The following is a 24,780-nucleotide window of genomic DNA, read 5'->3' as shown; positions in this document are numbered from 1 at the left end:
ATATTTTAATTCCATCGGTTCTTATTGAAACTGGTTTTCTTCCAATACCACATCATCAAAAAGCCGACAAGTGCGCCGCCAATGTGGGCGAAATGCGCAATGCCACTCGCACCGCCAAAAATCGATTCTCCTGAAACGCCCAGGATCAAATCGACGACCAGCAATCCAGGCACGAAATATTTCGCTTTGATCGGAATAGGAATGAACATCAGCGCCAATTCCGCATTAGGAACCATAAACGCAAAAGCTACTAAAAGCCCGTAGATGGCACCAGAAGCACCAACTGCAGGAGAAGCAAACGATCCCGCAAAATTGGATAAACCAGAATTGCCTAAAGTGTCTACCCAACGCGTATCCATTTGCCCTTGGTTGAGCAGTGCATATATTTCTTTTGGATTGAAACCCGCCTCAATCAAAGCGTTCAAGCCATGATGAAACATAAAATAATTGACCAAAGTGTGCAAGGCAGCAGCACCCAATCCGCACGAAATATAGAAAAACAAAAATTTCTTACCACCCCAAAAATGCTCCAAAGCCGAACCAAACGAATACAAAGCAATCATGTTGAAAGCGATGTGCATCACGCCGCCGTGCATAAACATATGCGTAAGCGGTTGCCAATACTGGAATTTCGCATTCTCAAAAAAGAAAAGCGATAAATAATCGTAGGCCTGTTCACCCACAAATTGGGTTCCGATAAAAAACAAAACATTGATGATCAACAATTGTTTGACCGTAGGGGTAATCTGCATCATAGCGCGAATTTTTTGTCTAAATCTTCCACATGCATCGTGATGAACGTGGGTTTTTGAAAAGGAGAAACATTCGGTTCCTTGCAGGCGAATAAGCCGTTCACAAGGTTTTCCTGTTCCTTTTCGGTTAAATAAGTTCCGTTTTTGACTGCGAGGCTTTTGGCCATCGATTTGGCGATCGTATCATTTTGGCTGAAGCTGTTCTCGGGTACGCCATGCTGCAAATCGCGCAACAGTTGTTCGAGCACCGCATTGACTTCGCTTTCGGTAATGTTCGCTGGAATTCCTGAAATTATAATATTATCTTCGTTGGTTGATTCGAATACAAATCCGGTGTTTGATAAAGCGAGTTGCAATTCGCGGATCAGTTCCATTTCGTTGGTCGAGAAATACAAATGCAAAGGAAACAACAACTGCTGGCTTGAAGCGTGCTGAACCGTCATGTTTGTAAGAAACTGTTCATAAAGAATGCGCTGATGCGCACGTTGTTGATCGACGATGACCATTCCCGATTTGATCGGATTGACGATGTATTTGCGGTTGATTTGGTACGTTTTGTTGCTTTGTTGTTCGATTTCATTCTCGCCGAATAAAGGCGCGGTCAAATCTTCGCTTTCAAACTGCATGCCTGCTTCTGAAACGCTGTCAATATCGTCTTTTAGGCCGACATAAAGGCTTTCCCATGAAGCGGAAACATTTTCGTTGTAACTGTGTTTTCTCGATTTTGATTTTTCGCCGCCATGACTTCTCGTGGGTTTTTCGTCCGCAAAAGGATTGTAATTGCCATCGACCTGAATCGTCGGGTAAGCCGCTTCGGTATTTTTATAATGGTAAGGCGTATCTAAATTGGCATCGCGGTCAAAATCTAAAATAGGAGCGACGTTGAATTGTCCTAAACTGTGTTTGATTGAAGATCGCAATATCGCATACAAAGCCTGCTCGTCATCAAACTTGATTTCGGTTTTAGTCGGATGAATGTTGATATCGATGGTGTTCGGCGGTACATTCAAAAACAGGAAATAACTTGGCTGCGCACCTTCCTTGAGCAAACCTTCATAAGCATTCATCAGCGCATGGTGCAAATAACCGCTTTTGATGAACCGGTCGTTCACAAAGAAAAACTGTTCGCCTTTGCTCTTTTTCGAAAATTCAGGTTTGCCTACAAAACCATCAATCGTGAGGATGTCGGTTTCTTCCTGTACCGGAACTAGTTTTTCATTGGTCTTTCCCGCGAAAATAGTTACGATTCTTTGTCTGGAATTGCTCGCCGGCAAAATATACACTTCATTGCCATTGTGGTAAAAAGCGAAATGAATGTTCGGATGGGCGAGGGCCACACGCTGAAATTCATCGACGATATGGCGGAATTCAATCGTATCGGACTTTAAGAAATTGCGTCGCGCCGGAATATTGAAAAACAGGTTTTTTACGGAAAATGAAGTACCATTGGGCAACACCGCAACATCCTGCGACAGGAATTTACTGCCTTCGATGATGATGTGCGTGCCAAGTTCTTCCTGTTCCTGTTTGGTTTTGAGTTCGACATGGGCAATGGCGGCAATCGACGCTAAGGCTTCGCCGCGGAATCCTTTAGTATGCAGTTTAAACAAATCTTCAGCCAGACGGATTTTGGAAGTCGCGTGTCTTTCGAAACACAGACGTGCGTCGGTCACGCTCATTCCCAAGCCATTGTCAACGACCTGAATCAGTGTTTTTCCGGCATCTTTGATGATGAGTTTGATATCGGTAGCCTTGGCATCCACGGCATTTTCGAGCAGTTCTTTTACGACGGATGCGGGACGCTGCACCACTTCGCCGGCGGCAATCTGGTTGGCAACGTGATCGGGAAGAAGCTGAATGATGCTCGACATGGTGCTATTTGATGGTTACTTTATTTTTTGCAAGGCGTACAAATTTAACTAATTTCCATTAGCTTTTACAGCCAAGTTTATCATAAAAAACAAAAAACCTACTCGTAAAAAGCAGGTTTCGTATGATGGTTAATCGATTAAAACTATTCTTCGAGTTTGAGGGTTTTGTCTTCAATCTGGAATTGCCCAGAAGTGATTTCCTGTTGGTTGAGCTGGTAATTTCTGCTGGCCAGTTCTCGAAGATAAGCCATTTTGATTGCGGCAATCGCAGCTTCTGTTCCTTTATTGCCGTGGATGCCACCGCTTCGGTCAATCGATTGTTGTTCGTTGTTGTCGGTGAGCATGCAAAAAATCACAGGAACATCCGATAAAACGTTGAGATCTTTGATGCCTTGCGTAACGCCGTCGCAGACAAATTCGAAATGCATGGTCTCGCCTTTGATGACGCAACCGATTGCAATCACAACATCGACGCTTTGGGTTTCAATCATTTTTTTCGAACCGTAAATCAGTTCAAAACTTCCGGGAACGTTCCAGCGGAGGATGTTTTGCGGCGCCGCACCACAATCAATTAATGCTGCTTCGGCACCCGAAAATAAGCCATTGGTGACGTGATCGTTCCATTCAGAAACAACAATCCCAAACCGAAAATCTTTCGCATTTGGGATTGTTTTTTTATCGTAATTGGATAAATTTTTATTAGCTGTAGCCATTTTATTAAAGATTTAAAAGATTAGATTTTAAGACTGTTTAGATTTAAAACCTGAATCAGAAATCTAGAATTATTGTGCCAAACCAATCAAAGCATCGACGGTAGAACCTTCAGGAGTGCTTTCGTATTTTTCTTTGATTTCTGTGAAATATTTCAACGCATCCGCTTTTTTACCCAAAGCCAAAGCAGTTTGTCCGGCTTTCATTAAAAAACGCGGCGTAGTCAAGTCGTTTTTGTTCATTTCAGACGCTTTTACATATTGCTCTAACGCCTTGTCTTGTTGTTTTTTCTGCGCATAAGCATCACCAATCGCCCCAACAGCCAAAGTGCTTAAGATCGCGTCATCTGATTTGAAGCTTTCCAATGAAGTGATCGCTTCAGTGTATTTACCGGTATTTAAATAAGCGATACCCGCATAATAATTAGCCAAGTTTCCGGCAGCAGTTCCTGAATAATTTTCAGCAATCGCTTTAAATCCTGATTTTCCTTTTTCTCCATTCAACGCTAAATTGAACAAAGAATCAGTGCTTTTCGTAGCATCAACCGCTTTCTGGAAGTTCTGCTGCGCATCAAACATTTCGTTTGCGGCTTCGTCTTCTTTAGGTTGAACGATGAATTTCTGATACATTAAATAACCCACCGTCACCAAAGCGATAGCGGCTACAACACCAAAGATATATTTCTGATTGTTAGCAACCCATTCCTCAGTTTTGGAAGCGGTTTGGTCTAAAGAGTTAAAAACACCGGCGGTGGTACTGTCTTTTTCATCAACTTTTACATCTTCTTCGATAAAAGCATTGTCGTTTTCAACTTTTTCCTTTGGAGCTTTATAACCTCTCTTATTATATGTTGCCATTTATTTTAAATTAGTGAGCCGCAAAAATAAAATTTTTATTCTATCCCACGCAAAAAAAATTGATTTTATATTAAAATTTTTCAAATACTGTGGCTGGTTTGCCAATTCGTGTTTGTTTCGGTGGTTTTTTTTTGGAACAGAAATTTTTTTAACAGCCATTTTATCGATAATTTTCAATAATTTGCAGCCGCTTAGAAAACGTTAATTCCTCAGTAAATATAATGCTTTTGCTAGTTCCATGTATTTAAAATCAATCGCTTTATTCAATTATAAAAATTTTTCGGAAGCCGATTTCGAATTCGACGACAAGATCAACTGTTTTGTCGGAAAAAACGGTGTCGGGAAAACCAATGTGCTCGATGCGATTTACCATTTGGCATACGGAAAGAGCTATTTCAATCCGTTGGCGGTGCAAAACATTAAGCATGGCGAAGAGTTTTTCGTGATTGACGGCACGTTTGAAATTAAAGGTAGAACCGAACAGATTGTTTGCAGTTTGAAGAAAAGTCAGAAAAAAATCCTCAAACGCAACGGCAAACTTTATGAGAAATTCTCCGACCACATCGGATTGATTCCGCTTGTGATCATTTCACCAGCCGATCGCGACCTAATTGTGGAAGGCAGTGAAACCCGCAGAAAATTTATGGATACGGTGATTTCGCAATCCGATTCGAATTATCTTCAGCAATTAATACAATACCAGAAAATCCTGCAGCAGCGCAATGCGTTACTCAAATATTTTGCGCTCAATCACGTTTTTGAAAATGACACGTTGTCGATTTACAACGAACAATTGCACGAACTCGGACACGCGATTTTTGAGAAAAGAAAGCATTTTTTAGCTGAGTTCATTCCGATTTTCAACCAGCATCATCAAGCCGTCACAGGTTCCGAGGAATCGGTGCAGTTGGTTTATGAAAGCCAGTTGCACGAAAAGGGATTGTTGCAGTTGCTAGAAGAAAACTTGGCTAAAGACCGCATCGTTTATTACACTACAACCGGCATACACAAAGATGATCTTTCGTTTGAGATTGATGGTTTCCCGATCAAGAAATTCGGTTCGCAAGGCCAGCAAAAATCATTTCTGATTGCTTTAAAACTCGCGCAGTTCGAATTTATCAAAAAGCAATGCGGCGAAAAACCTGTGCTGCTGTTTGATGACATTTTTGACAAACTCGATGAAAACCGCGTCAGCAAAATTGTAGCTATGGTCAACAATGACGAATTCGGGCAGTTGTTCATATCGGACACGCACCCGGAACGCACCGAGAATATTGTCAAAATGACGCATCAGAGCTACAAAATATTTAACTTATAAATTAAAGGTAAATTTATTTTACGGTATCAAAAATTGAGTAATTTTGCGATGCCTTTTTTAAAAAGATTGCTATGAAAGTTCAACATCCCATACTGCTCTTTTTGAGTTTTTTACTTTTTTCGTGCCACGCGCAAAATCAAGCTTATGAAAATGTAGCGCCTGCGGTTTTTGCCGAAAAAATTAAAGCTACACCGAATGCTCAGGTCATCGATGTGCGAACTCCTGAAGAATATGCAAGCCAGCATTTAGACAACGCCCAAAACATCAACTGGAACGGTGACGATTTTGCCACCAAAGCCGAAAAACTCGACAAGACCAAACCTGTTTTTGTGTATTGTATGGTCGGCGGACGCAGCAAAAAAGCTTCTGACAAATTGGTTGATTTAGGTTTTACTAAAGTATATGATTTACAAGGTGGTATTATGAAATGGAACGCCGCCGGACTCGCAAAACCTTCCGATAAAATCATTGGAATGTGTTCTCAGGAATATGGCGATTTGCTCAAAGCCGATCCAAAAGTGTTGGTTAATTTTTATGCCGATTGGTGTGAGCCTTGCAAAAAAATGGCGCCTTACATCAAGCAAATGCAAACCGATATGAAAGGTAAAATCAATATCGTACGTTTGAATGCCGATGAAAATAAAACCCTGATTTCGGAATTGAAACTGGATGAACTTCCGGCACTTTTATACTATGAAGGAGCTACTTTGAAATGGAAGCATTTAGGGTTTATGAGTGAAGATGAACTGAAAAAACAATTGCAATAGAAATGCTGTCAAAGGAAACGCTTCAATTTCTTGAAGATCTCAAAGCCAACAACAACCGCGAATGGTTTTTGGCCAATAAAAAACGGTACGAAGCCTACAAAGCCGATTATCACAAGCTTATTGGTGATTTACTCAACGTGATGAAACCGTTAGATCCTTCGCTCGAAATGCTCGAAGTGAAAGACTGTGCGTTCCGCATCAACCGCGATATACGTTTTTCTAAGGACAAATCGCCTTACAAAACACATATGGGCATTTGGCTGACTTCGGGCGTTAAGAATGCCGAATCCTCTGGATATTATCTTCAAATTAGTAAGGAAAATTCATTTGTGGGTGGCGGAATGTATTGTCCGATGCCCGAACAGCTTCAAAAAATCAGAAAGGAAATCAATTTTTTCCACGAAGATTTGGAGCAGCTTGTGCACGATAAAAACTTCCAATCGACATACGGTGATTTGAACCGTGACGAAAATTCGACGCTTAAAAACCCACCACGAGGCTACGAAAAAGACCATCCTGCCATTGAATACCTCAAACTCAAAAGCTTTACCGCCACTCAAAAATTCAATGCTTCTGCCGCAACCCAAAAAGATTTTGTGGCTGAGATCAGTAAAAAATTCTTCGCACTCAAACCTTTGAACGATTTCATCAACCGCGCTTTAACTTCTGAGGAATAGTGAAAACCAAAAAAAGGAAAATACTATTTCTCGGCGAAACTTACCGAGCTGACGCCATCACCTGGATGAAAGGCCTGCAGGAATTCGGCGATTTCGAAATCCTGACTTGGGAATTGAAAACTTCGAGTGCCGGATTTTTCAATCGTTGGTCGCGCATTATGGAATATTGCAAGGCGCTGATCAACATCAAAAAACTAATCAACGAGAACCAGCCCGATATGGTCATTGCTGAAAGAACGACCAGCTACGGTTTTCTGGCAGCGTTATCGGGCGTGAAACCATTCGCCATAGCACAACAAGGAATTACGGATTTGTGGCCTGAGAATTCGATATTGTTTCCGGTTAAAAAACTCATTCAACATTATGCGTTTCAAAAAGCGACGTTGATACACGCTTGGGGCACCGTAATGACTTTTTCGATGAAAAAAGCGCAGGTCGATATGAACAAAGTCATGGTGTTGCCTAAAGGTATTGACCTCAATCTTTTTAAAAAGAATGCTAAGCCTGAAATCAAAGGCATTCATGCGATTGTAACCCGTTCGTTATTGCCTGAATACCGTCATAGCACCATTTTAAAAGCATTTGCGATGCTTAATGAAAAAGGCATCGATTTCAAGCTCACGATTGTTGGCGACGGAACGCAATGTCAGCCTTTGAAGGAATTGGCAAAAAAACTGAATATAGAGCATCAAGTCGAATTTACGGGAAGAATCCCAAATGGCAAATTGCCGGAATTGTTACAGCAAGCCAATTTTTACATCAGTATGCCTATAACAGAAGGTGTATCAGCTTCCTTATTTGAAGCGATGGCCGCTGAATGTTACCCAATTGTTACGGATGTTTTGGGCAATCAAAGTTGGATTACGCACCGTGAAAACGGGCAACTCGTAGCGGTTGATGATAAAGAAATGTTGGCGCGGGAATTACTGTGGGCGCTCGAAAATAAAGAATACAGAGAACAAGTGATCATCAAAAATAGAAAATTTGTGGAAGAAAAAGCCAATTACGCGATCAATATGAAGTTGATTGCCGACCGCTACCACGAATTAATAACCAATTATAAAGTCAATTAAGCGTGTGTGGAATTAACGGCATATTGCATTTGCAATCGCAAAGAAAAGTAGAGGAGCGCGTTTTGACACAAATGCGTGATGCCTTAGAGCATCGCGGACCGGATGACAAAGGCATTTTCATCGATCAGAATATAGGCTTGGGACACAGAAGATTATCGATTCTGGACGTTTCCTCAGCCGGACATCAGCCTTTCCTTTCCGAGGATGGCAGGTACGCCATGGTTTTTAATGGTGAGATCTACAATTTCAAAGATTTTTACGGCGAACTCAAAAGTCACGGTTTCGCAATCAGGACGCATTCGGATACTGAAGTGCTGATGAAATTGTTCCAATGGCAAGGCCTCAAAATGCTGAACCGACTTAATGGGATGTTCGCGTTTGCGATTTGGGATAAGCTCGAAAAGAAACTTACGGTAGTTCGCGACAGAATGGGTGTGAAGCCTTTGTATTACGCATTCTATAAGGAAACGTTTTACTTCGCTTCGGAACAGAAAGCGTTGTTCAAAGCGGGAGTTCCTTTGCAGATTGCGCACAATGGTCTCGAGGAATACATCTTCAACCGTTTTGTGGCTGGGGAAAACACGATGTTCGAGCTTGTGCAAAAAGTGCTGCCCGGACACGCGATGACCATTCACGAAAGTGGGAAAATCGTCACTGAAAAATGGTGGGATCTTAAAAGTGAAATCCAGAATCATGCGGACATCCGTAAACCTTTGGATTGGTTTCGCGAGACTTTCGACAGTTCGATCCAACTTCGCATGGTCAGTGATGTTCCGGTTGGTGTTTTGTTGAGTGCCGGATTGGATTCTTCGTCGGTATTGGCTTCGTTGCACCACCAGAAATTCAAAGACATTCAGGCATACACAATTGGTTTTAAGGAAGAAGAGCATAACGAATCGCATCTCGCCAAGAAACTTACGGAGCAATACGATTATAAATTCAACACCTTACAATTGGAAGGTTCCGCTTTGTATGACCGATTGCTGAAAGCCACGTATTTCCAAGATGAACCGTTGATGCATTTGAGCGAACCGCATTTATTAGCGATTTCTCAACTCGCAAAACCGGCCGTCAAAGTGTTGCTTTCGGGCGAAGGTGCTGACGAACTCATGGGCGGTTACGTGCGATACAAACCTTTGGAATATCCGTCGTTGCTGCATTCGGTAGGCGCACTTTCGAGCATTGAAGCGTTTTCAAAAAAACCGCGTTTTGAGAAGCTGATCCGTTATGCGCAGATTAAAAATAATCGTGATCTGATTATGTTCAATGGCTGCAATATTTTCCCAAAAGACATCGCCAACACTTTTGGAATCAGTCAAGTACCTAAAAATACTTACAGAGAAAAGATATATGAAGAAGCCCGTTCTTTGTATCCGAAAAATTTGAGAAGGCAAGTGCTTTATTTCGACCAGCATACTTATTTGTGCTCGCTTTTAGACCGCAATGACCGTTGCACGATGGGCGCTTCGATTGAATGCCGCGAGCCGTTCTTAGACCAACGTCTGATTGCCGGTTTGGGTTCCCTCGAAGACAAATGGTTGTTCACGGGCAAGAAAGGGAAATTCATCCTGAAATCCTCGATGCAAGATCGTTTACCAGATGAAATTTTGAAATTCAGAAAAGTAGGATTGAGCACGCCTTGGGGCGATTACATTACCAAAAGTCCAGAATTCCGTGAAGAACTCGAAGCGTTTTCAAGAAGCGATATGTTCAAGATGCCTTATTTTGAACACATCGATATCAAGAAATTGATTGGAAAACTACAGCAAGGCGACACGCGCATGGTTTCTTATGTGATCCCGTTGTTCATGATGCACATCTGGATGAAGTATTATGTCGAAAAATTTTCAACCGTATTGGAAACACGCTAACCCAATTGCTGTAAATTTGAAAAAAAGCACATGGAAATCCTCAATCAATTTTCTTTAAAGCACTACAACACGTTCGGCATCGAGGCCAAAGCGAAGCAATTCGTGGCAGTACATTCGCTTGATGAATTGCGTTTGATTTTGGAGCAAAATGCCAACGAAAAGAAATTTATTTTGGGTGGCGGAAGCAATATGTTGTTAACGCAGGATATTGATGCTTTGGTCATTCATATCGATCTCAAAGGCAAAAAGATTATTAAAGAAACCGAAGATTATGTTTGGGTTGAATGTCAAGCGGGTGAAAATTGGCATGAATTCGTACTCTGGACTTTGTCGCAGAATTTCGGCGGATTGGAGAATATGTCTTTGATTCCGGGAAATGTAGGCACCACACCGGTTCAGAATATCGGCGCTTACGGCACTGAAATCAAAGACACGATGGTTTCTTGTGAAGCGATGCGTATCGATTCCCAAACCATGAAAACCTTCTCCAATACAGATTGTCATTTCGGTTATCGCGAAAGCATTTTCAAACAGGAAGCGAAAGACCAATACATCATTACCTCAGTGGTTTTCCAGTTGACCAAACGCGACCATAAAATCAATACGGCTTATGGCGACATCCAATCGGGATTGGCCAAACAAGGCATTCAAAACCCAACGATTCAGGATGTAAGCCGCGCGGTGATTGCGATTCGTCAGAGCAAATTGCCCGATCCGAAAGAACTCGGCAACAGCGGCAGTTTTTTCAAAAATCCGATTTTGCTCAAAAGCGATTTTGAACCGATTCACAGCAAGTTTCCCGAAATGAAATATTACGAAGTTTCGCCTACTGAAGTGAAAGTTCCCGCAGGTTGGCTCATCGAACAGGCCGGTTTCAAAGGCAAGCGTTTCGGCGACGCGGGCATCCATAAAAATCAGGCTTTGGTTTTGGTGAATTATGGAAATGCCACAGGGCAGGAAATCCTCAATGTTTCTAAAGATATTCAGCAAACCATCTTCAACACTTTTGGAATCCATATTGAAGCTGAAGTCAACGTGATTTAGAGATTCACTCTTGCTATTATAGATTTACAATTCTTTTTGTCGCTTCCATTAAAGTCGCGTCGTCTTTGGCAAAACAAAACCGAATGCACTTCGAATCATTATAATCCTTATAAAACGGCGTAAGCGGAATCGCGGCCACTCCAAAATCCCGCACAAGTCTTTTCGTAAATTCGATGTCGCTTTCGTCTGAAATCCCGGCATACGAAACCGTTTGGAAATAAGAACCTTCGCACGGCAGCAATTCAAATTTTGAAGGTTGCAACAGCTCTCGGAACAAATCCCTTTTTTGCTGGTAGAAATCCCTAAGTTCATGAATCTTCACATGATCCAGATACTCGCAAATCGCATATTGCGCGAGGCTGTTGACACTGAATACCAGGTATTGATGCACTTTTTTAATTTCATTCATCAAAGGCTCTGAAGCCACTAAATAACCGATTTTCCAACCTGTGATGTGGAATGATTTCCCAAAGGAAGACACACTGATGCATTTATCCCACAATTTCGGACGTTGGTGTACGGAAAGATGACGGTTTTCAAAAGTAATATATTCGTAGACTTCATCGGAAAGCACGAGCACTTCTGGATAAATATCCAATAGGTTTTCGAGTTGGATAAAGTCATGTTCCGTCCAGATTCTACCGGAAGGATTGTGCGGATTGTTGATGACGATCATGCGCGTTTTTGGGTTTATCGCATCGCCAATAGTTTCCCAATCTGGCGTGAAATCCGCTTTCATATTAATCCGAACAGGCTTTGCATTGCGCAGTAAGATCGGTGTTTCGTAGCAATCATAACTTGGATCGTGAATAATGACTTCATCGCCCTGGTGAACCAACGATTGGATGGCTGTAAATATTCCTTGTGTGGCACCGGCAGTTATCAGAATTTCGGAAGCCGGATTTACTTTTCTCGCATAAGAATCATAAGTCAGTTGGGCAATTTTTTCCAATAACAATGGATAACCGGCCATCGGTAGATACTGATGAATTTCTTCCTGAACCCATTTTGAAGTGATGTTTTTTAGAACCGGATCTACGGGAAAATTAGGAAAACCCTGCGCCAAATTGATGGCGTTGTATTGGTTGGCCATTTGGGTCATGACGGAAAAAATGCTTGTGGTTGGCTGTGGGGAATTGGTCATTAGCATGGAATTGATGTTCTAAAAATAAACAATTGGATTTGGTTTGAAAAATAATTTAAAGGTTTGTTTTTATAAGCTAATCCCGCTATCCACTATATCTTTTGCGTCAAACGAGTGCAGTGAACTGACGAAGTAAACGCCGCCGCAAAAGGATGCCGTTGCTATCGGGGCTAGGGCCGTGTCTTAACTTTATAATTTTTGTTTTTTAATTGGTTTTATGTATTGCGGTTTTTGTGGTCGTATCAAATTTTGAAGTACTTATTGTAAAATCGAAAACCCAGATATTTTCTATTGAAAGTAAATGGTTTTAAAGTAATCGTTATTGGGTTTTGTTGGGACAAATCTTTAATAGTTTTTTGAGTTTTGGTTTTGACGGGATTACTTCGTGATCTTTTTTTGGGGTATCGTTGTAATAAAAGGTTTGATTGGAATGTTTTTGTTTTGAAGATCGGATTACTTGCGTGATCCTTTTGGGGTGTCGTTACAACAAATGATTTTTTATTTGGATGTTTTTTTGATCGACTGGATTACTTCGTGATCCTTTTTGGGGTGTCGTTACAACAAATCCTATAGGTTTTTGAGTTTAGGTTTTGACTGGATTACTTGCGTGATCCTTTTTTGGATGTCGTTACAACAAATCCTATAGGTTTTTGAGTTTAGGTTTTGACTGGATTACTTGCGTGATCCTTTTGGGGGTGTCGTTACAACAAATCCTCAAGGTTTTGAAAAAAAACCTTGAGATTTTCTATGAAAAATACAATTTGTAAGTGGGACTTACATTGTATTTTTCATAGAAAATCCTTTTTGCTGGCGCAAAAAGGATTTGTTGTCGGGATGACTGGATTCGAACCAGCGACCCCTAGCACCCCATGCTAGTACGCTACCTGGCTGCGCTACATCCCGCAATTGGACTGCAAATATATTTTTTTGCTGAGTTTTGTGAAAATTATTTGACAAATTTATTCCGCCGAATTTTTTCTTTTGGCGGTATTCTGGTTCAATTTGAATTGGTAATTGAACGTTTTGAGTTTACTCCTGCGTTCTTCGGCACGCAATTTAAGTTTAAGCTCAAAATTCATGTCTACAGCATTCAATTGCTTGATGGCGTTGTTAAAGGCAGGATCGCTTTCCTGCTCCAGTGGTACTGTTTGTTCTCTTCTTTTTTGCGGTATTTCTGGATTTCCGTTTGTAGTTTCTTTTTCGGTGATACTGTTTTTCTTAGGCGATGGGAAATCAAAAGACAAAATAATATGATCGTCAGTCGGGTCCATTTTTACGACAAAATTATCAACGACAAAATGGTCTGAAAATATTCTGTTTTTGAGCAACATCGCTTCGTCTAACAAGACATTGATATTGGCAATGGTGCTATGATCGTTCAGATAATGGATGATTTCTTCAATCGCAGAAGGCGCTTCGTTGTAATGAAGATAACCTTCAGAGCCTATAAAAACAATGGCGCCTTTGTTTCCCGTTTCAAATTTTCTGGACAGGTATATTTTCTGGAAGTTCTTTTCTGGATAAGTTGCCGCAACAAAATCAGTAATGTTGTAACGCTCATCGACAGTATGGAAAAAAAAAGCGCCTTTGGCGTTAGCATATACAGGAATCCTGAACGAATTTTCTTTTTTTTCTTTGATATAACCTACTAGTTTCATGCAATTTCTTTTATAGAAAGACATCGTGATTTTAAAATCGGTAGGATGATAAGCTACAGTTTTCGGGGAAAAACGCAATATGGGTATGACTAAAGTAATAAAATAATCAATAGAAAATAAAAAGGAAATAAAAAAAGCCTGACAGTTTTTTGATGACGGTCAGGCTCTATATGATTTTTAAGTTTTTTATTGCTTCACAAATTTGGTCGAAAATCCTTTTGAGGAAATAATATAAACGCCTTTGGAAAGTTGACTTACATCAACGGTTACAGGGTTATTGCCTGACAGTTGAACGGTTTGGTTGTTGACGATTTTACCTTCGATGTTGCTGATGGTGAAATCATAGGCTCCACTGGAAGCGGCAGTTCCTTTCATAATGTTAATCTCATGGCTTGCCACGGTTGGAAAAACGGAAAACTGTGTTTGCTGGAACTGATCATCGGCCAGTGCTGTAAAATTCACAATAACATCATCTACAATCAAAGTGCTTCCGAATGCCGGAGTAGAACCTTCTTTAGCCATCGAGAATAAAATCTGCATCGAAACGGGTGTTCCCGGTGCCGTAATTTGAACCGGCGAATACAAATATTCAAATTCAGGAGTCATCTCGCTGATATCTGCTGTAGCTCTTCCGAGTTCCTGTCCATCGGCATCCAAAAGGATGAGTCGGGCTTCGGCTACGTCATTTCCCATCGGGAAGAACTTATAGAAAAATCCTAGCATCGTTACTGAATCTCCTGAATTGATCGGAACCCCTTGATTCCAACCTGGGAAATCTTGTTCGGCATCATTGAAAATCAAGGAAGTTCCCGGATAGACAATGTTTTGTTGCATATCCCACGCATTGGTAAGTTGCATCGCGTTTTGACCGCAATAGGCATCCGAACTTGGAAAAACAAATCCGGGCCAACAACCGAATGAAATCGGATTTTCTACTGGCTCACCTTCAACTTCTATAGCAACTGGTAACAACCTATTGGTATTCCAATTGCTGATCATTCCGTTGTCTTTTATGGTCTCAAAATTACCGTTGACTACCTGAGCCTGCATGCTTCCATACGCAACAGTCAGAAAGGCGGCCATGTTTAAAAAATAATTTTTTTTCATGATATTTTTTTTAAAGTTAGAACCAAATGAAACTTCTTCTTCATAGCAATTTCATATTCCAAAAGTAAACATTTTGTAATACGATAGGTCAAAAAACAGGTAGACAAAAGGTATACAATGCCTTAAATACTGATGAATAGCGGGTAGACTTACTAAAAAAAAACTACACTGATAAAATAAATTCCGTCAGGTTGTCCTCAGTAGTGAGTTGTAGCTTTTTCCGCAAACGGTATCGTGCTGTTTTGACACTGTCTGGTGAAATGTTGAGAATCGAAGCCATTTCCTTAATGGAAAGATTGAGCTTGATTAAGGCACAAATTTTTAAATCATTCGAGCTGATGTCCGGATATTTCTGTTTGAGCTTGTTGTAGAAATTCTTATTGACGCTTTCAAAATATTTATCAAAGTCGTTCCAGTTGTTGTCCTGCGTAAAATGGCTGTTGATGACTTTGGTCAGTTGTTTTTCTGTGGTGTCTTCTTTTTTGTTGATGATCGATTTGATTTCCTCGAGCAGTTCGTTTTTCTGAAGCATCTGCAATGTAATCGCGCTCAATTGACTTTCCTTATGCTCGAGGTCGTTTTCAAATTGCTGTTCTTTAAGTTGCTTCTGTTCTTCCAAAACAGTAAACAATTCTTCCTTAGTTTTGAGCAGTTGTTTGTCGCGCTTATTGATGCGTTTGAGGAAAAAATACAGAAATGAAAACACGATGACCAGCAGCATGACCAAACTGAACAAAAGATAATTGGTCAGCCTAGATACTTCTTTTTCTTTGGAAATCAGTTCGAGCTTGCGGTCTTTTTCGGCCACTTCAAACTGAACTTCAAGATTTTTGGCAATCTGTTCTCTTTCAAGGGAATAATAATGGTCTTTGATTTTGATTTGTTCGTCTTGGAGTTGGCTTACTTCTAGAAATTTATTTTGCTTCTTTTTTAAATCAATAAGTGCCTGTATGGCTTTGATTTCAAATACTTTATCGGAAAGATTTTGCGAAATCAGTTTTGCTTTTTGGAAATGAATCTCCGCTTTGGCTTCATCGTGATTAAAATCGAGTTCCCATTTTCCCAAAGCCACGAGCGAATGCACCTGTGCTTGCTTGTTCTCGGAAGTATCGGCGAGTTGTATCGCTTTGTTGTAAAAGCCAAAACTGATTTCTTTCTGGCGGTTCCTCTTCGCTAAATCGCCCATTTTTACATAGGCCGTTGGCAAATAAGCGATGTTTTTTTGTTTCTCAAATTCCGCTAAAGCACGTTTGAAGAAGTAAGCGGAAGAATCACTTTGCTTTTGATATTCATATAAAGTTCCAAGGCTGGAATAGGCGAGTCCTAAAGTGCCTTCTTTGTCGTCAGTTCCTTGAAGATCCGCTACAACTGTTTTACTCAACGCAATGGCTTCTTTATATTTTTTCTGTCGGCTGTAAATCGTACTGATGAGCTGTAAGCAACGGCTTCTGCCTTTTTTGGCAAACTCCGGATTTGAGGATGCTAGTTTTTTGTATTCGCTCAAAGATTGTGTTACATAACGCAAACCCTTTTCGGAACTGGCGCCGAAAGAGCAGATGCCCAGATATAACAATGATTCGGCTTTGTCTTGGGTGTTGTTTTCTTTTCTTGCTTTTTCAAACGCTTGCCAAAAATAACTGAAGGCCTCGTTTTCATGGTCTTTCACTAAAGCATCCCAACCTTTTTGGAGCAGCACATTGTCGGACGGATTGGCGTAACCTAAGCAACAGCAAAATAGAAGTACATAGCAACTAAACTTCTGAAATATATTCATAGCGAATAAATTAAATTAGAAATAAGAGAGTTGAAAATTGCTAGAAGAAGCCCAAATATACTACAAATTATTTATTAGATGGAATTTTAACTTTAAGGACAGGCCGGAAGCGAGTTAATCCATTGCTCTACAAGCTGAACGCCTTCCTGATGCACGATAGTCCTGCCTACTCGCGGCATTCGAAAACTCGGATTTGTGGTATTCATCATGTAAAATAAAGTAGATTGACTGGCATTTTGTGGCGTAACAATACGACCACGGGTAATAGCGGGAACTTGAAGTCCTCCAATACAAATGCCCATATTAGTTGGGTTTATAGTTTGATCAAATGCCAATCTAATGGCTGTGAAATCAGCATTTCCACCATTTTGATGACAATGCGCACAGTTGATGTCGAAATAAGAACGCACGCGCAAATCTAAACTTTTAGAAGTGTCTTTATAATCTACTATGGACACTATAGTTGCGGGTAAATTATTTTCTAAATAACCAAATTCAATCCATTTTGAAAGCTGGTTTTTGGTTCCGGAAGTATAGTTATAATTGCTGTTTAGATTTTGAGGTTTGATGCCAATGGGTTTGCTTTCGCCGTAAACATCATGACACATTTTGCAATCATTGGTTCCGGGAATTTTATAATCGATGGTTTGTGTTGCGTTATTTTGATCGATCCAAGAAAGCGAAAGCGTACTTCCCTGAATTTGAAGCAACGCATCGGTTTGCTCATCGTTCCATACATATTCTGCATAAATCCAACCTGTAGACTTCCTGATCATTAAACGGGTTTCAATAATTTTTGTAGTGTTGGCAGGTTGTACATTGTTGTAATAGAATGATTTAATCAATGCCGCACCTACCGGTAAATTCAAAATTTCGCCATCATTAATGTAAGTGGCTTTAGTTCCGTCAGGCATCCACACAAAGCGGTTTTTCTTCGCGTAATCGGTAAAGAGCTCACTCGCAGGTTTGAAAGCAATGACGCCATAAGCGGGCTGTTGGTTTTTCATTTCGCCCTCAAAAAACTTGTAATCGGACAATTTCGCATAAGGAACATCCGCTAAATTAAGCACGACCGGAGAGGTTTCAATAGCTACATAATCGCTGTCATCCGAAGAGCATGACGAAAGTGCGACAACGAATAACAAAAGGCAAAGTTTATAAAGTGGTAACCGATTTTTCATAAGCATAGCATCAATCCAACAAAATGTCGAGAATCTTAATCGCCGCTTCGCTGATTTTAGTTCCTGGTCCAAAAACTGCTACCGCACCGGCATCAAACAAATATTGATAATCCTGCGCCGGAATCACACCGCCCACAATGACCATAATGTCTTCACGACCGTATTTTTTGAGTTCTTCGATGACTTGAGGAACTAAGGTTTTGTGTCCTGCGGCTAATGATGAAACACCGAGAATGTGCACGTCGTTTTCAACCGCTTGTTTCGCAGCTTCGGCAGGCGTTTGGAATAACGGCCCTATATCGACATCAAAACCAACATCGGCATAACCCGTCGCTACTACTTTGGCGCCGCGGTCGTGTCCGTCTTGTCCCATTTTGGCAATCATGATTCTTGGGCGACGGCCTTCTTTTTTGGCAAAAGCATCAGCTAATTGTTTGGCTTTCTCGAAACTTTTGTCGTCTTTGATTTCTTTGCTATACACGCCACTAAAGGATTTGATTTGTGCTTTGTATCTGCCGAAAACGGTTTCCAACGCATCGCTGATTTCGCCAAGCGTGGCTCTGTTTCGGGCGGCATCTACGGCCAATTCGAGTAAATTGCCTTTCCCGGTCTGTGCACAAAGGGTTAATTGATTCAGTGATTCTTTTACTTTTTCTGTATTTCGAGACGCTTTGATGTGTTGCAATTGTTCAATTTGTTGTTTGCGCACCATTTGATTGTCAACATCTAGAATGTGCAATGGATCTTCTTTGTCCAAACGGTATTGGTTGACACCCACAATGACGTCTTGATTGCTGTCGATACGCGCTTGTTTTCTGGCTGCTGCTTCTTCGATACGCAATTTTGGAATTCCGGCTTCGATCGCTTTGGTCATGCCGCCGAGTTCTTCAACCTCTTCTATGAGTTTCCAAGCGTTTTGCGCGATTTCATTCGTCAAACTTTCTAGGTAATAACTACCCGCCCAAGGATCGACGGTTTTGGTAATTTTGGTTTCCTCCTGAAGGAATATCTGCGTATTTCTGGCAATTCGTGCGGAGAAATCAGTAGGCAAGGCAATCGCTTCGTCTAAAGCGTTGGTGTGTAAGGATTGCGTTCCACCAAAAGCTGCTGCTGCTGCTTCAATGCAAGTTCGAGCAACATTATTGAACGGATCTTGTTCGGTCAAACTCCAACCTGAAGTCTGGCAATGCGTTCTGAGTGCAAGCGATTTATCATCTTTCGGATGAAACTGTTTGACCAATTTCGCCCAAATCATTCTACCGGCCCGCATTTTAGCGATTTCCATGAAATGGTTCATCCCAATCGCCCAAAAGAACGAAAGCCTTGGCGCGAACTCATCGATTTTCATTCCTGTCGCCAAACCGGTTCTGATATATTCCAATCCATCGGCTAAAGTATATGCGAGTTCAATATCGGCAGTGGCTCCGGCTTCCTGCATATGATAACCAGAAATCGAAATCGAATTGAATTTCGGCATTTTTTTGCTCGTGAATTCAAAGATGTCGGCAATAATCTGCATCGATGGTGTCGGCGGATAAATGTAAGTATTCCGCACCATGAATTCTTTTAAAATATCATTCTGAATCGTTCCCGAAAGTTGTTCTGGCAACACACCTTGTTCTTCTGCGGCGACGATATAAAACGCCATAATGGGCAAAACCGCGCCGTTCATAGTCATCGAAACCGACATTTCCTGTAATGGAATTTGGTCGAACAACACTTTCATATCTTCAACAGTGTCAATCGCGACGCCTGCTTTTCCTACATCGCCAACTACGCGTTCGTGATCGGAATCGTAACCTCTGTGCGTTGGTAAATCGAAAGCGATCGACAAGCCTTTTTGTCCGGCAGCGAGGTTTCTTCTGTAAAAAGCATTGCTTTCTTCAGCGGTAGAAAATCCTGCGTATTGGCGGATTGTCCACGGGCGGCGCACATACATAGTGGCGTACGGACCGCGCAAGTTAGGAGCGAAGCCAGCACCGAAACCGATATGTTCTAGGTTTTCGATGTCGGTTTTCGAATAGTTCGGTTGGAGTTCAATACCTTCCGCCATCAGAAAGTTATCGGTTGATGCTTGACGTTTTTCAGTTCCGAAATCGTTGAGAGTGATATGTTGGAGGTCTTTTCTTTTCATGGTAATGTCTCGCAAGTTATATTTCAGCAGCTAAGCGTTCCTGTTCTGTTTGTTCGGCCAGACGTTTTTCGATAATCGGCGTAATCAAGGTTTTCCTAGGTTTGATTTTGACGAACGGAAACAACTCCAAATCGTTTTTCATCTTGTCGTTTTTGTTCGGATATTTGTTCGTGCCCAACAGGATTTCTTTGCCTTCATCGAAAAGCTTTTGCTCGTTATCGGCACTTTCTTGAATTTTTCGCTTGATGGTGCCATCGCTGAGTTGCTTCAGGAATCCGCCGTTGGCTTCGATATCTTTGAATAATGCCAGTGCTTTTTCAGCAAGTTGCTGCGTCAGACTTTCGATGTAATAACTGCCGTCCGCCGGATTGTCAACTTTATCGAAGTAACTTTCTTTTTTGAGAATCAGCAATTGGTTTCTTGAAATTCTGTCGCCAAATTCGTTGTCTTTGTGGTATAACGCATCGTAAGGCTGGTTGATGATCGTATCCGCACCGCCAAAAATCGCACTCATGCATTCGGTCGTTGTGCGCAGCATATTGACGTTGTAATCGTAAATCGTTTTGTTGCGTTTGGTCGGCATGACCAATAAATGGCAATCTTGTGTATGGTTGTATTCTTTGGCAATCAGGTGGAATAAAATGCGTAACGCACGCAGTTTCGCGATTTCAAAAAAGTAGTTCGTTCCTACGGCAACTTTCAAAACTATAGGTTGATCGATAGTTACAATGCGGTTGAAATATTCGTTGACGTGTGCTAAAGTGTAAGCGATTTGTTGCACCATGTTCGCGCCTGCGTTTTGGTATAAACTGCCATCAACGCTCAGGATTGAACTTTCAGAAGAAAGCAAATTCAAGGTTTCGAAGTTGTCTTTTTCAGCGGTTGTAAACCAGTTTCCTTCTTTGGCTAAATGCCCGATCGGGTCGAGGTTGATGAAAAATTTTGCGTTTTTTGCTTTGGCAATGGTCTCAATTTTTTTTACGAAATCGATTGAAAGGAACGTCAAATGAAAGTGGATCGCAACCGAATCTAAAGGAAGATTTTCTAATAGTTTGGCAACGTCGGTTTCTTCGTTTTCTATCATGAAATAAAGGCTTTCCGCGCCGCGTTTGCAACTGTCAATCGCTCGGGCTATGGATTTGTCTATGTCGTGTACGAAAATGGCTTGCCCGATTTTGAATTCCGTGGCTTTGGTCGTTACGGCTAAAGGTATTGTGGCTTCGTCAACGTGGTAGAACGGTTTGACTTGGATACCTTCGGGGCTGTTCCAAAGTAAGGTGTCGTTGTAGTCGGCGCCTTTGAGTTCGAACTGGATTTGCTGTTTCCATTGTTTGGAAGAAACAGGTTCAAAGTCGTGGAATAGATTTTCTGCCATTGGAATTTTGGATTTGAAATTTTATGATTTTTTTACCGTGTCGCCTTCGTATTCGATGATGTAAATGTCTTCGCTGTCGCGTTTCATATAGTATTTCTCGCGCGCGAATTTTTCAATTTGGTCAGGATTTTTCAAAAGTTTGATGTTTTCCTGGTCTTTTCTGATTTCTTCCTGATAGTATTTTTTGTTGGCTTCGAGTTCGTCGATTTCTTTGTCAAGGACACGATGATCGAAGTAGGAGTAATTGTCGAGGAACAACATCCAGGCGCAGAAGAACAGCAATACCCAAACGTATTTATTGCTGACGAATTTGATGAACCAGTGTTTTTCTTGCTGTGGTTGTTCTTCCATTTGGATTCTGAATGTATTAGCCCCGATGGCAGCGGCATCCTTTTGTGCCGGCGTTCGGCGCGAAAGATATAGCGTACAGCGGGATTAGCTCCTCAAAAAAAGCAGCATAAAAGTACGAATTATTTATGAAATTCTCTGATTAATTACGGCGCGAACCACATCGATTGCTACGGTGTTGTATTTGTCGTTCGGGATGATGATGTCGGCAAACGCTTTCGTTGGTTCGATGAATTGCTGGTGCATCGGTTTGAGCGTCGTTTGGTAGCGGTTGAGCACTTCATCCATGTCGCGGCCGCGTTCTGCAATGTCACGTTTTAAACGGCGGATTAAGCGTTCGTCGGAGTCGGCGTGCACGAAAATCTTGACGTCGAATAAGTCGCGGAGTTCGGGATGGGCGAGGATTAGGATGCCTTCGACAATCATCACTTTTCTAGGATGGGTGAAAACGGTATCGTCGGTTCTGTTGTGCGTAACGAAAGAATAAACGGGTTGATCTACTGTGTTTCCTGCTTTGAGTTCTTGGAGATGCTGCACGAGTAAATCGAAATCGATGGCGCGCGGATGGTCGAAATTGATCAGGGCGCGTTCGTCGAAACTGAGATTGGAATTGTCTTTATAATACGAATCCTGGGAGATGATCCCGACTTCGGTTTCGGGCAATTCATTCATGATTTGGTGCACTACGGTAGTTTTTCCGCTACCGGTTCCGCCTGCAATTCCAATAATTAGCATACAATAGTTGGGTTATAGTTTTCAAGACAAAAATAGGAATTTAATTGAATGTGAATTTGTTTTTTATGGAAATCACGGACAATTAAATTCCTGTTATTTTTTAGCATGAATGGCGAATCAATTTATCGCACCAGAGAGAAATGGCTTTTGAATTCTTTCGCTTGACCGTTTTCGGTATACTTCGCTGTAAACCAATAATCTGTTCCGGGCATGAGCGTGTTGTTGAACGTTCCGTCCCAGCCTTCTTCTTCTGGTCTGAGCTGTTTGATGTATTTTCCGTAACGGTCATAAATATAAATGGTGGCATCAGGTTGGTCTCTTAACCCGACGATGTTCCATTTGTCATTATAGCCATCGTTGTTCGGCGTGAAGAAATTCAGGTAACCGAGGACAATAAGTTCCGTAGTCAGATAGGTGCAACCGTTTTCATCTTTTACGATGATCGTATGAGTTCCCGGTTCCACGGAGCCAAACATATTGGATTGTTGGACAGGCCCGTGATCTAACTGGTAGAGGAATGGTCCGGTTCCGGTATTGACTGTGACGATAATGCTTGTATCGTTATCAAACTGACCCAATACTTGTGTGGTAATTCCTAACGCAGGATAAGAAACGGTCACGTTGGCTGTGGCTGTTACCGAATCGCAACCAGTAGTTGTGTTCGTTGCTATCACAGTATAAACACCGGCTTGTGTAGCTACGAAGGTATTCCCCGTGTTGGTTTGTACTACATTGTCTAATGTCCATATAAATGTATGTGTCGCTGGGTCGATGCCTGTTTCTAAAGTATAAGTTCTGATCGGTATTCCAGTGAGTTGATCCACGCAGATCACGCCATCTTTAATAGCAGGAGTGGCTGTGATGGGTTGCGGATTCACAATAGCAGTAGCAATGGCTGAGGTACAACCAAATATGTTTTGGGCAGTAATGGTGTAATTGGCTGGTGCTAGATTGCTGTAAATTAAAGTACCCGAATAAGCACTTCCGTCAAAGCTGTAAGTTTCTCCTACGACTGCGTTGATGGTAATCTCACCCAAAGCTGTGGTGCAATTAGGCTGTGCCGTCATGTAAGATGGCGCATTCGGTGTTGGAGGCTGCGGATCTAAAGTCAGGTTGGTCGGCGCTGAAATACATCCAGTAGCATTAATAGCTCTGACATTGTGTGTAATCGCGGGTGATAACAGGTCATAAGTCAAATTGTTTGAAAAGGCACCGCCGTCAAGGCTGTAAGCTTGCCCGATCACTCCAGAAACTAATATGCTTCCAGTAGGTACCTTACAAGTGGGCTGTATTGGCGTCAGTGTTGGTGCTGCCGGAGTTAAAGGCTGAACGTTTAAAACTATCGTGGCTACCGGCGAGAAACAACCCGCAGCATTTTTGGCTTTGATCGTATGGGTGGAATTGTCGGACAGGTTGCCGTAAGTTAGGGTGCTGATGTACGGGCCGCCATCAAAACTGTAAGTTTCACCGCTTACCCCATTGATGGTTATGGTTCCTTTTGAATTGGTACAAGTAGGTTGGGTAACCACGTAAGTTGGAATGTTAGGCGTGATAGGTTGTGGCTGCATGATTACTGAAGCCGGAGTTGAAAGACAACCTCCTGTATTTTTCGCGACTAATGTATGGGTCACTCCAGCGCTGAGCGAACCATAGAAAGCGGTCGTTGTGAATGGGCCACCATCTAAACTATAAGTCACACCAGCCTGAACAGGGAAAATGGTGACCGAACCCGTACTTGTAAAACAATCCGGTTGCACTATAGTTCCTATATTGGGTACAACAGGTAAAGGGTTTATAGTCAAAATTACGGGTGTTCTGGTCAAGGAATTACAGGTTCCGTCATTGCTTTGCGCATAATAAATCACAGAAATCGCAGTATTGATGGAAGGATTTGGAACAATGTTCCCATTAAGTGGCGCATCAAACCAAGTAATCGTTTGTGTGGCAGGGACTGTAGCCACAGCGGTGATTGTTTGCACCGGAGACGATACACATTGGAATATATCGCCACCAGTGATTGGTGCTGCCGGAGCAGGATTGATTGTCAAGATAACCGCAGTTCTTGTGAAGGAATGACAAGTCACATCATTCGCTTCTGCATAATAAGTAATGGTTCCGATACTGTTGAGTTTAGGGTTTGCCACAACATTTCCGCCAGTAGCCGCATCAAACCAAGTAATCGTTTGTCCCAACGTAACACTAGCTGTAGCGGTTAATGTTTGTATTGGCGATACTTGACATTGCGTGATGTTTCCACCTGAAATTGGAGCTGCCGGAGCTGCGTTTATTGTTAATGTTACTGGTGTTCTGGTTAATGACGGACAACCATTTCCGGCTGCTGCGAAATAAGTAATGGTTCCTGTCGAATTTAAAGTTGGTAAAG

General features: G+C 41.7%; 20 protein-coding genes and 1 tRNA gene. 6 read left to right on the top strand and 15 right to left on the bottom strand.

The annotated features are described in order from the left end of the window. Positions 1–5: 5 nt before the first annotated feature. From Q0058_RS05385 to Q0058_RS05370, 4 genes are all read right to left on the bottom strand, one after another. On the bottom strand, positions 6–755 hold the full coding sequence (locus Q0058_RS05385; RefSeq protein WP_298221719.1) for a rhomboid family intramembrane serine protease: 750 nt from the start codon (positions 753–755) through the stop codon (positions 6–8). Further along, the gene (mutL, locus tag Q0058_RS05380) at positions 752–2,623 is read right to left on the bottom strand and encodes a DNA mismatch repair endonuclease MutL (protein WP_298221718.1); all 1,872 of its coding nucleotides are present in this window, start codon (positions 2,621–2,623) and stop codon (positions 752–754) included. Before mutL ends, Q0058_RS05385 begins: the two co-directional genes overlap by 4 nt. 143 nt (positions 2,624–2,766) lie before the next feature. Beyond that, positions 2,767–3,336, bottom strand: a complete 570-nt coding sequence (gene ribH / locus Q0058_RS05375) for a 6,7-dimethyl-8-ribityllumazine synthase (protein WP_298221717.1) — start codon at positions 3,334–3,336, stop codon at positions 2,767–2,769. A gap of 69 nt (positions 3,337–3,405) precedes the next feature. Continuing rightward, positions 3,406–4,191 carry a tetratricopeptide repeat protein gene (locus Q0058_RS05370; protein ID WP_298221716.1) on the bottom strand — a complete coding sequence of 262 codons (786 nt, stop codon included), beginning with the start codon at positions 4,189–4,191 and terminating at the stop codon, positions 3,406–3,408. 238 nt (positions 4,192–4,429) lie between these two features. On the opposite strand from Q0058_RS05370, the gene recF reads away from it, so the two are divergent. The 6 genes from recF to murB all read left to right on the top strand — a co-directional run bounded on the left by recF (position 4,430) and on the right by murB (position 10,941). Beyond that, the gene (gene recF, locus Q0058_RS05365; RefSeq protein ID WP_298221715.1) at positions 4,430–5,509 is read left to right on the top strand and encodes a DNA replication/repair protein RecF; all 1,080 of its coding nucleotides are present in this window, start codon (positions 4,430–4,432) and stop codon (positions 5,507–5,509) included. A gap of 71 nt (positions 5,510–5,580) precedes the next feature. Then, positions 5,581–6,276, top strand: coding sequence for a rhodanese-like domain-containing protein (locus tag Q0058_RS05360; RefSeq protein ID WP_298221714.1), 696 nt, complete (start codon positions 5,581–5,583; stop codon positions 6,274–6,276). Positions 6,277–6,278: 2 nt separating this feature from the next. Then, entirely contained in the window at positions 6,279–6,953 is a 675-nt protein-coding gene (locus Q0058_RS05355) for a DUF2461 domain-containing protein (protein WP_298221713.1), read from the top strand. Continuing rightward, a complete protein-coding gene (locus tag Q0058_RS05350) occupies positions 6,953–8,026 on the top strand; it encodes a glycosyltransferase (protein ID WP_366869716.1) in 1,074 nt (357 codons plus the stop codon). Before Q0058_RS05355 ends, Q0058_RS05350 begins: the two co-directional genes overlap by 1 nt. A gap of 2 nt (positions 8,027–8,028) precedes the next feature. Continuing rightward, positions 8,029–9,897: an asparagine synthase (glutamine-hydrolyzing) gene (gene asnB / locus Q0058_RS05345; protein ID WP_298221712.1), complete on the top strand. Its 1,869-nt coding sequence runs from the start codon at positions 8,029–8,031 to the stop codon at positions 9,895–9,897. Positions 9,898–9,927: 30 nt separating this feature from the next. Then, positions 9,928–10,941 carry a UDP-N-acetylmuramate dehydrogenase gene (murB, locus tag Q0058_RS05340; RefSeq protein WP_298221711.1) on the top strand — a complete coding sequence of 338 codons (1,014 nt, stop codon included), beginning with the start codon at positions 9,928–9,930 and terminating at the stop codon, positions 10,939–10,941. A 16-nt stretch (positions 10,942–10,957) separates the two neighbouring features. Here murB and Q0058_RS05335 read toward each other — a convergent pair whose 3' ends face one another. The 11 genes from Q0058_RS05335 to Q0058_RS05285 all read right to left on the bottom strand — a co-directional run. Further along, the gene (locus Q0058_RS05335; RefSeq protein WP_298221710.1) at positions 10,958–12,085 is read right to left on the bottom strand and encodes a methionine aminotransferase; all 1,128 of its coding nucleotides are present in this window, start codon (positions 12,083–12,085) and stop codon (positions 10,958–10,960) included. Positions 12,086–12,914: 829 nt separating this feature from the next. Continuing rightward, positions 12,915–12,988: transfer RNA gene (locus Q0058_RS05330), tRNA-Pro, on the bottom strand. 56 nt (positions 12,989–13,044) lie between these two features. Then, a complete protein-coding gene (locus Q0058_RS05325; protein WP_298221709.1) occupies positions 13,045–13,743 on the bottom strand; it encodes a hypothetical protein in 699 nt (232 codons plus the stop codon). Positions 13,744–13,929: 186 nt separating this feature from the next. After that, on the bottom strand, positions 13,930–14,850 hold the full coding sequence (locus Q0058_RS05320) for a T9SS type A sorting domain-containing protein (RefSeq protein WP_298221708.1): 921 nt from the start codon (positions 14,848–14,850) through the stop codon (positions 13,930–13,932). A 163-nt stretch (positions 14,851–15,013) separates the two neighbouring features. Further along, on the bottom strand, positions 15,014–16,624 hold the full coding sequence (locus Q0058_RS05315) for a hypothetical protein (protein WP_298221707.1): 1,611 nt from the start codon (positions 16,622–16,624) through the stop codon (positions 15,014–15,016). 92 nt (positions 16,625–16,716) lie between these two features. Then, complete coding sequence (locus tag Q0058_RS05310) at positions 16,717–17,769, bottom strand: hypothetical protein (RefSeq protein WP_298221706.1); 1,053 nt, start codon at positions 17,767–17,769, stop codon at positions 16,717–16,719. Between the two features lie 46 nt (positions 17,770–17,815). Then, positions 17,816–19,939: a methylmalonyl-CoA mutase gene (scpA, locus tag Q0058_RS05305; RefSeq protein WP_298221705.1), complete on the bottom strand. Its 2,124-nt coding sequence runs from the start codon at positions 19,937–19,939 to the stop codon at positions 17,816–17,818. Between the two features lie 16 nt (positions 19,940–19,955). Then, positions 19,956–21,314: a methylmalonyl-CoA mutase subunit beta gene (locus Q0058_RS05300; protein ID WP_298221704.1), complete on the bottom strand. Its 1,359-nt coding sequence runs from the start codon at positions 21,312–21,314 to the stop codon at positions 19,956–19,958. 21 nt (positions 21,315–21,335) lie between these two features. Next, complete coding sequence (locus Q0058_RS05295) at positions 21,336–21,665, bottom strand: septum formation initiator family protein (protein WP_298221703.1); 330 nt, start codon at positions 21,663–21,665, stop codon at positions 21,336–21,338. Positions 21,666–21,788: 123 nt separating this feature from the next. Further along, complete coding sequence (gene udk / locus Q0058_RS05290; protein ID WP_298221702.1) at positions 21,789–22,397, bottom strand: uridine kinase; 609 nt, start codon at positions 22,395–22,397, stop codon at positions 21,789–21,791. A gap of 122 nt (positions 22,398–22,519) precedes the next feature. Further along, a partial coding sequence (locus Q0058_RS05285; RefSeq protein WP_298221701.1) for a T9SS type B sorting domain-containing protein occupies positions 22,520–24,780 on the bottom strand: 2,261 nt, incomplete at its 5' end.

It is taken from the genome of Flavobacterium sp., from assembly GCF_027484705.1.
GTDB lineage: Bacteria > Bacteroidota > Bacteroidia > Flavobacteriales > Flavobacteriaceae > Flavobacterium.
This window is presented reverse-complemented; position numbering and strand designations above follow the sequence as displayed.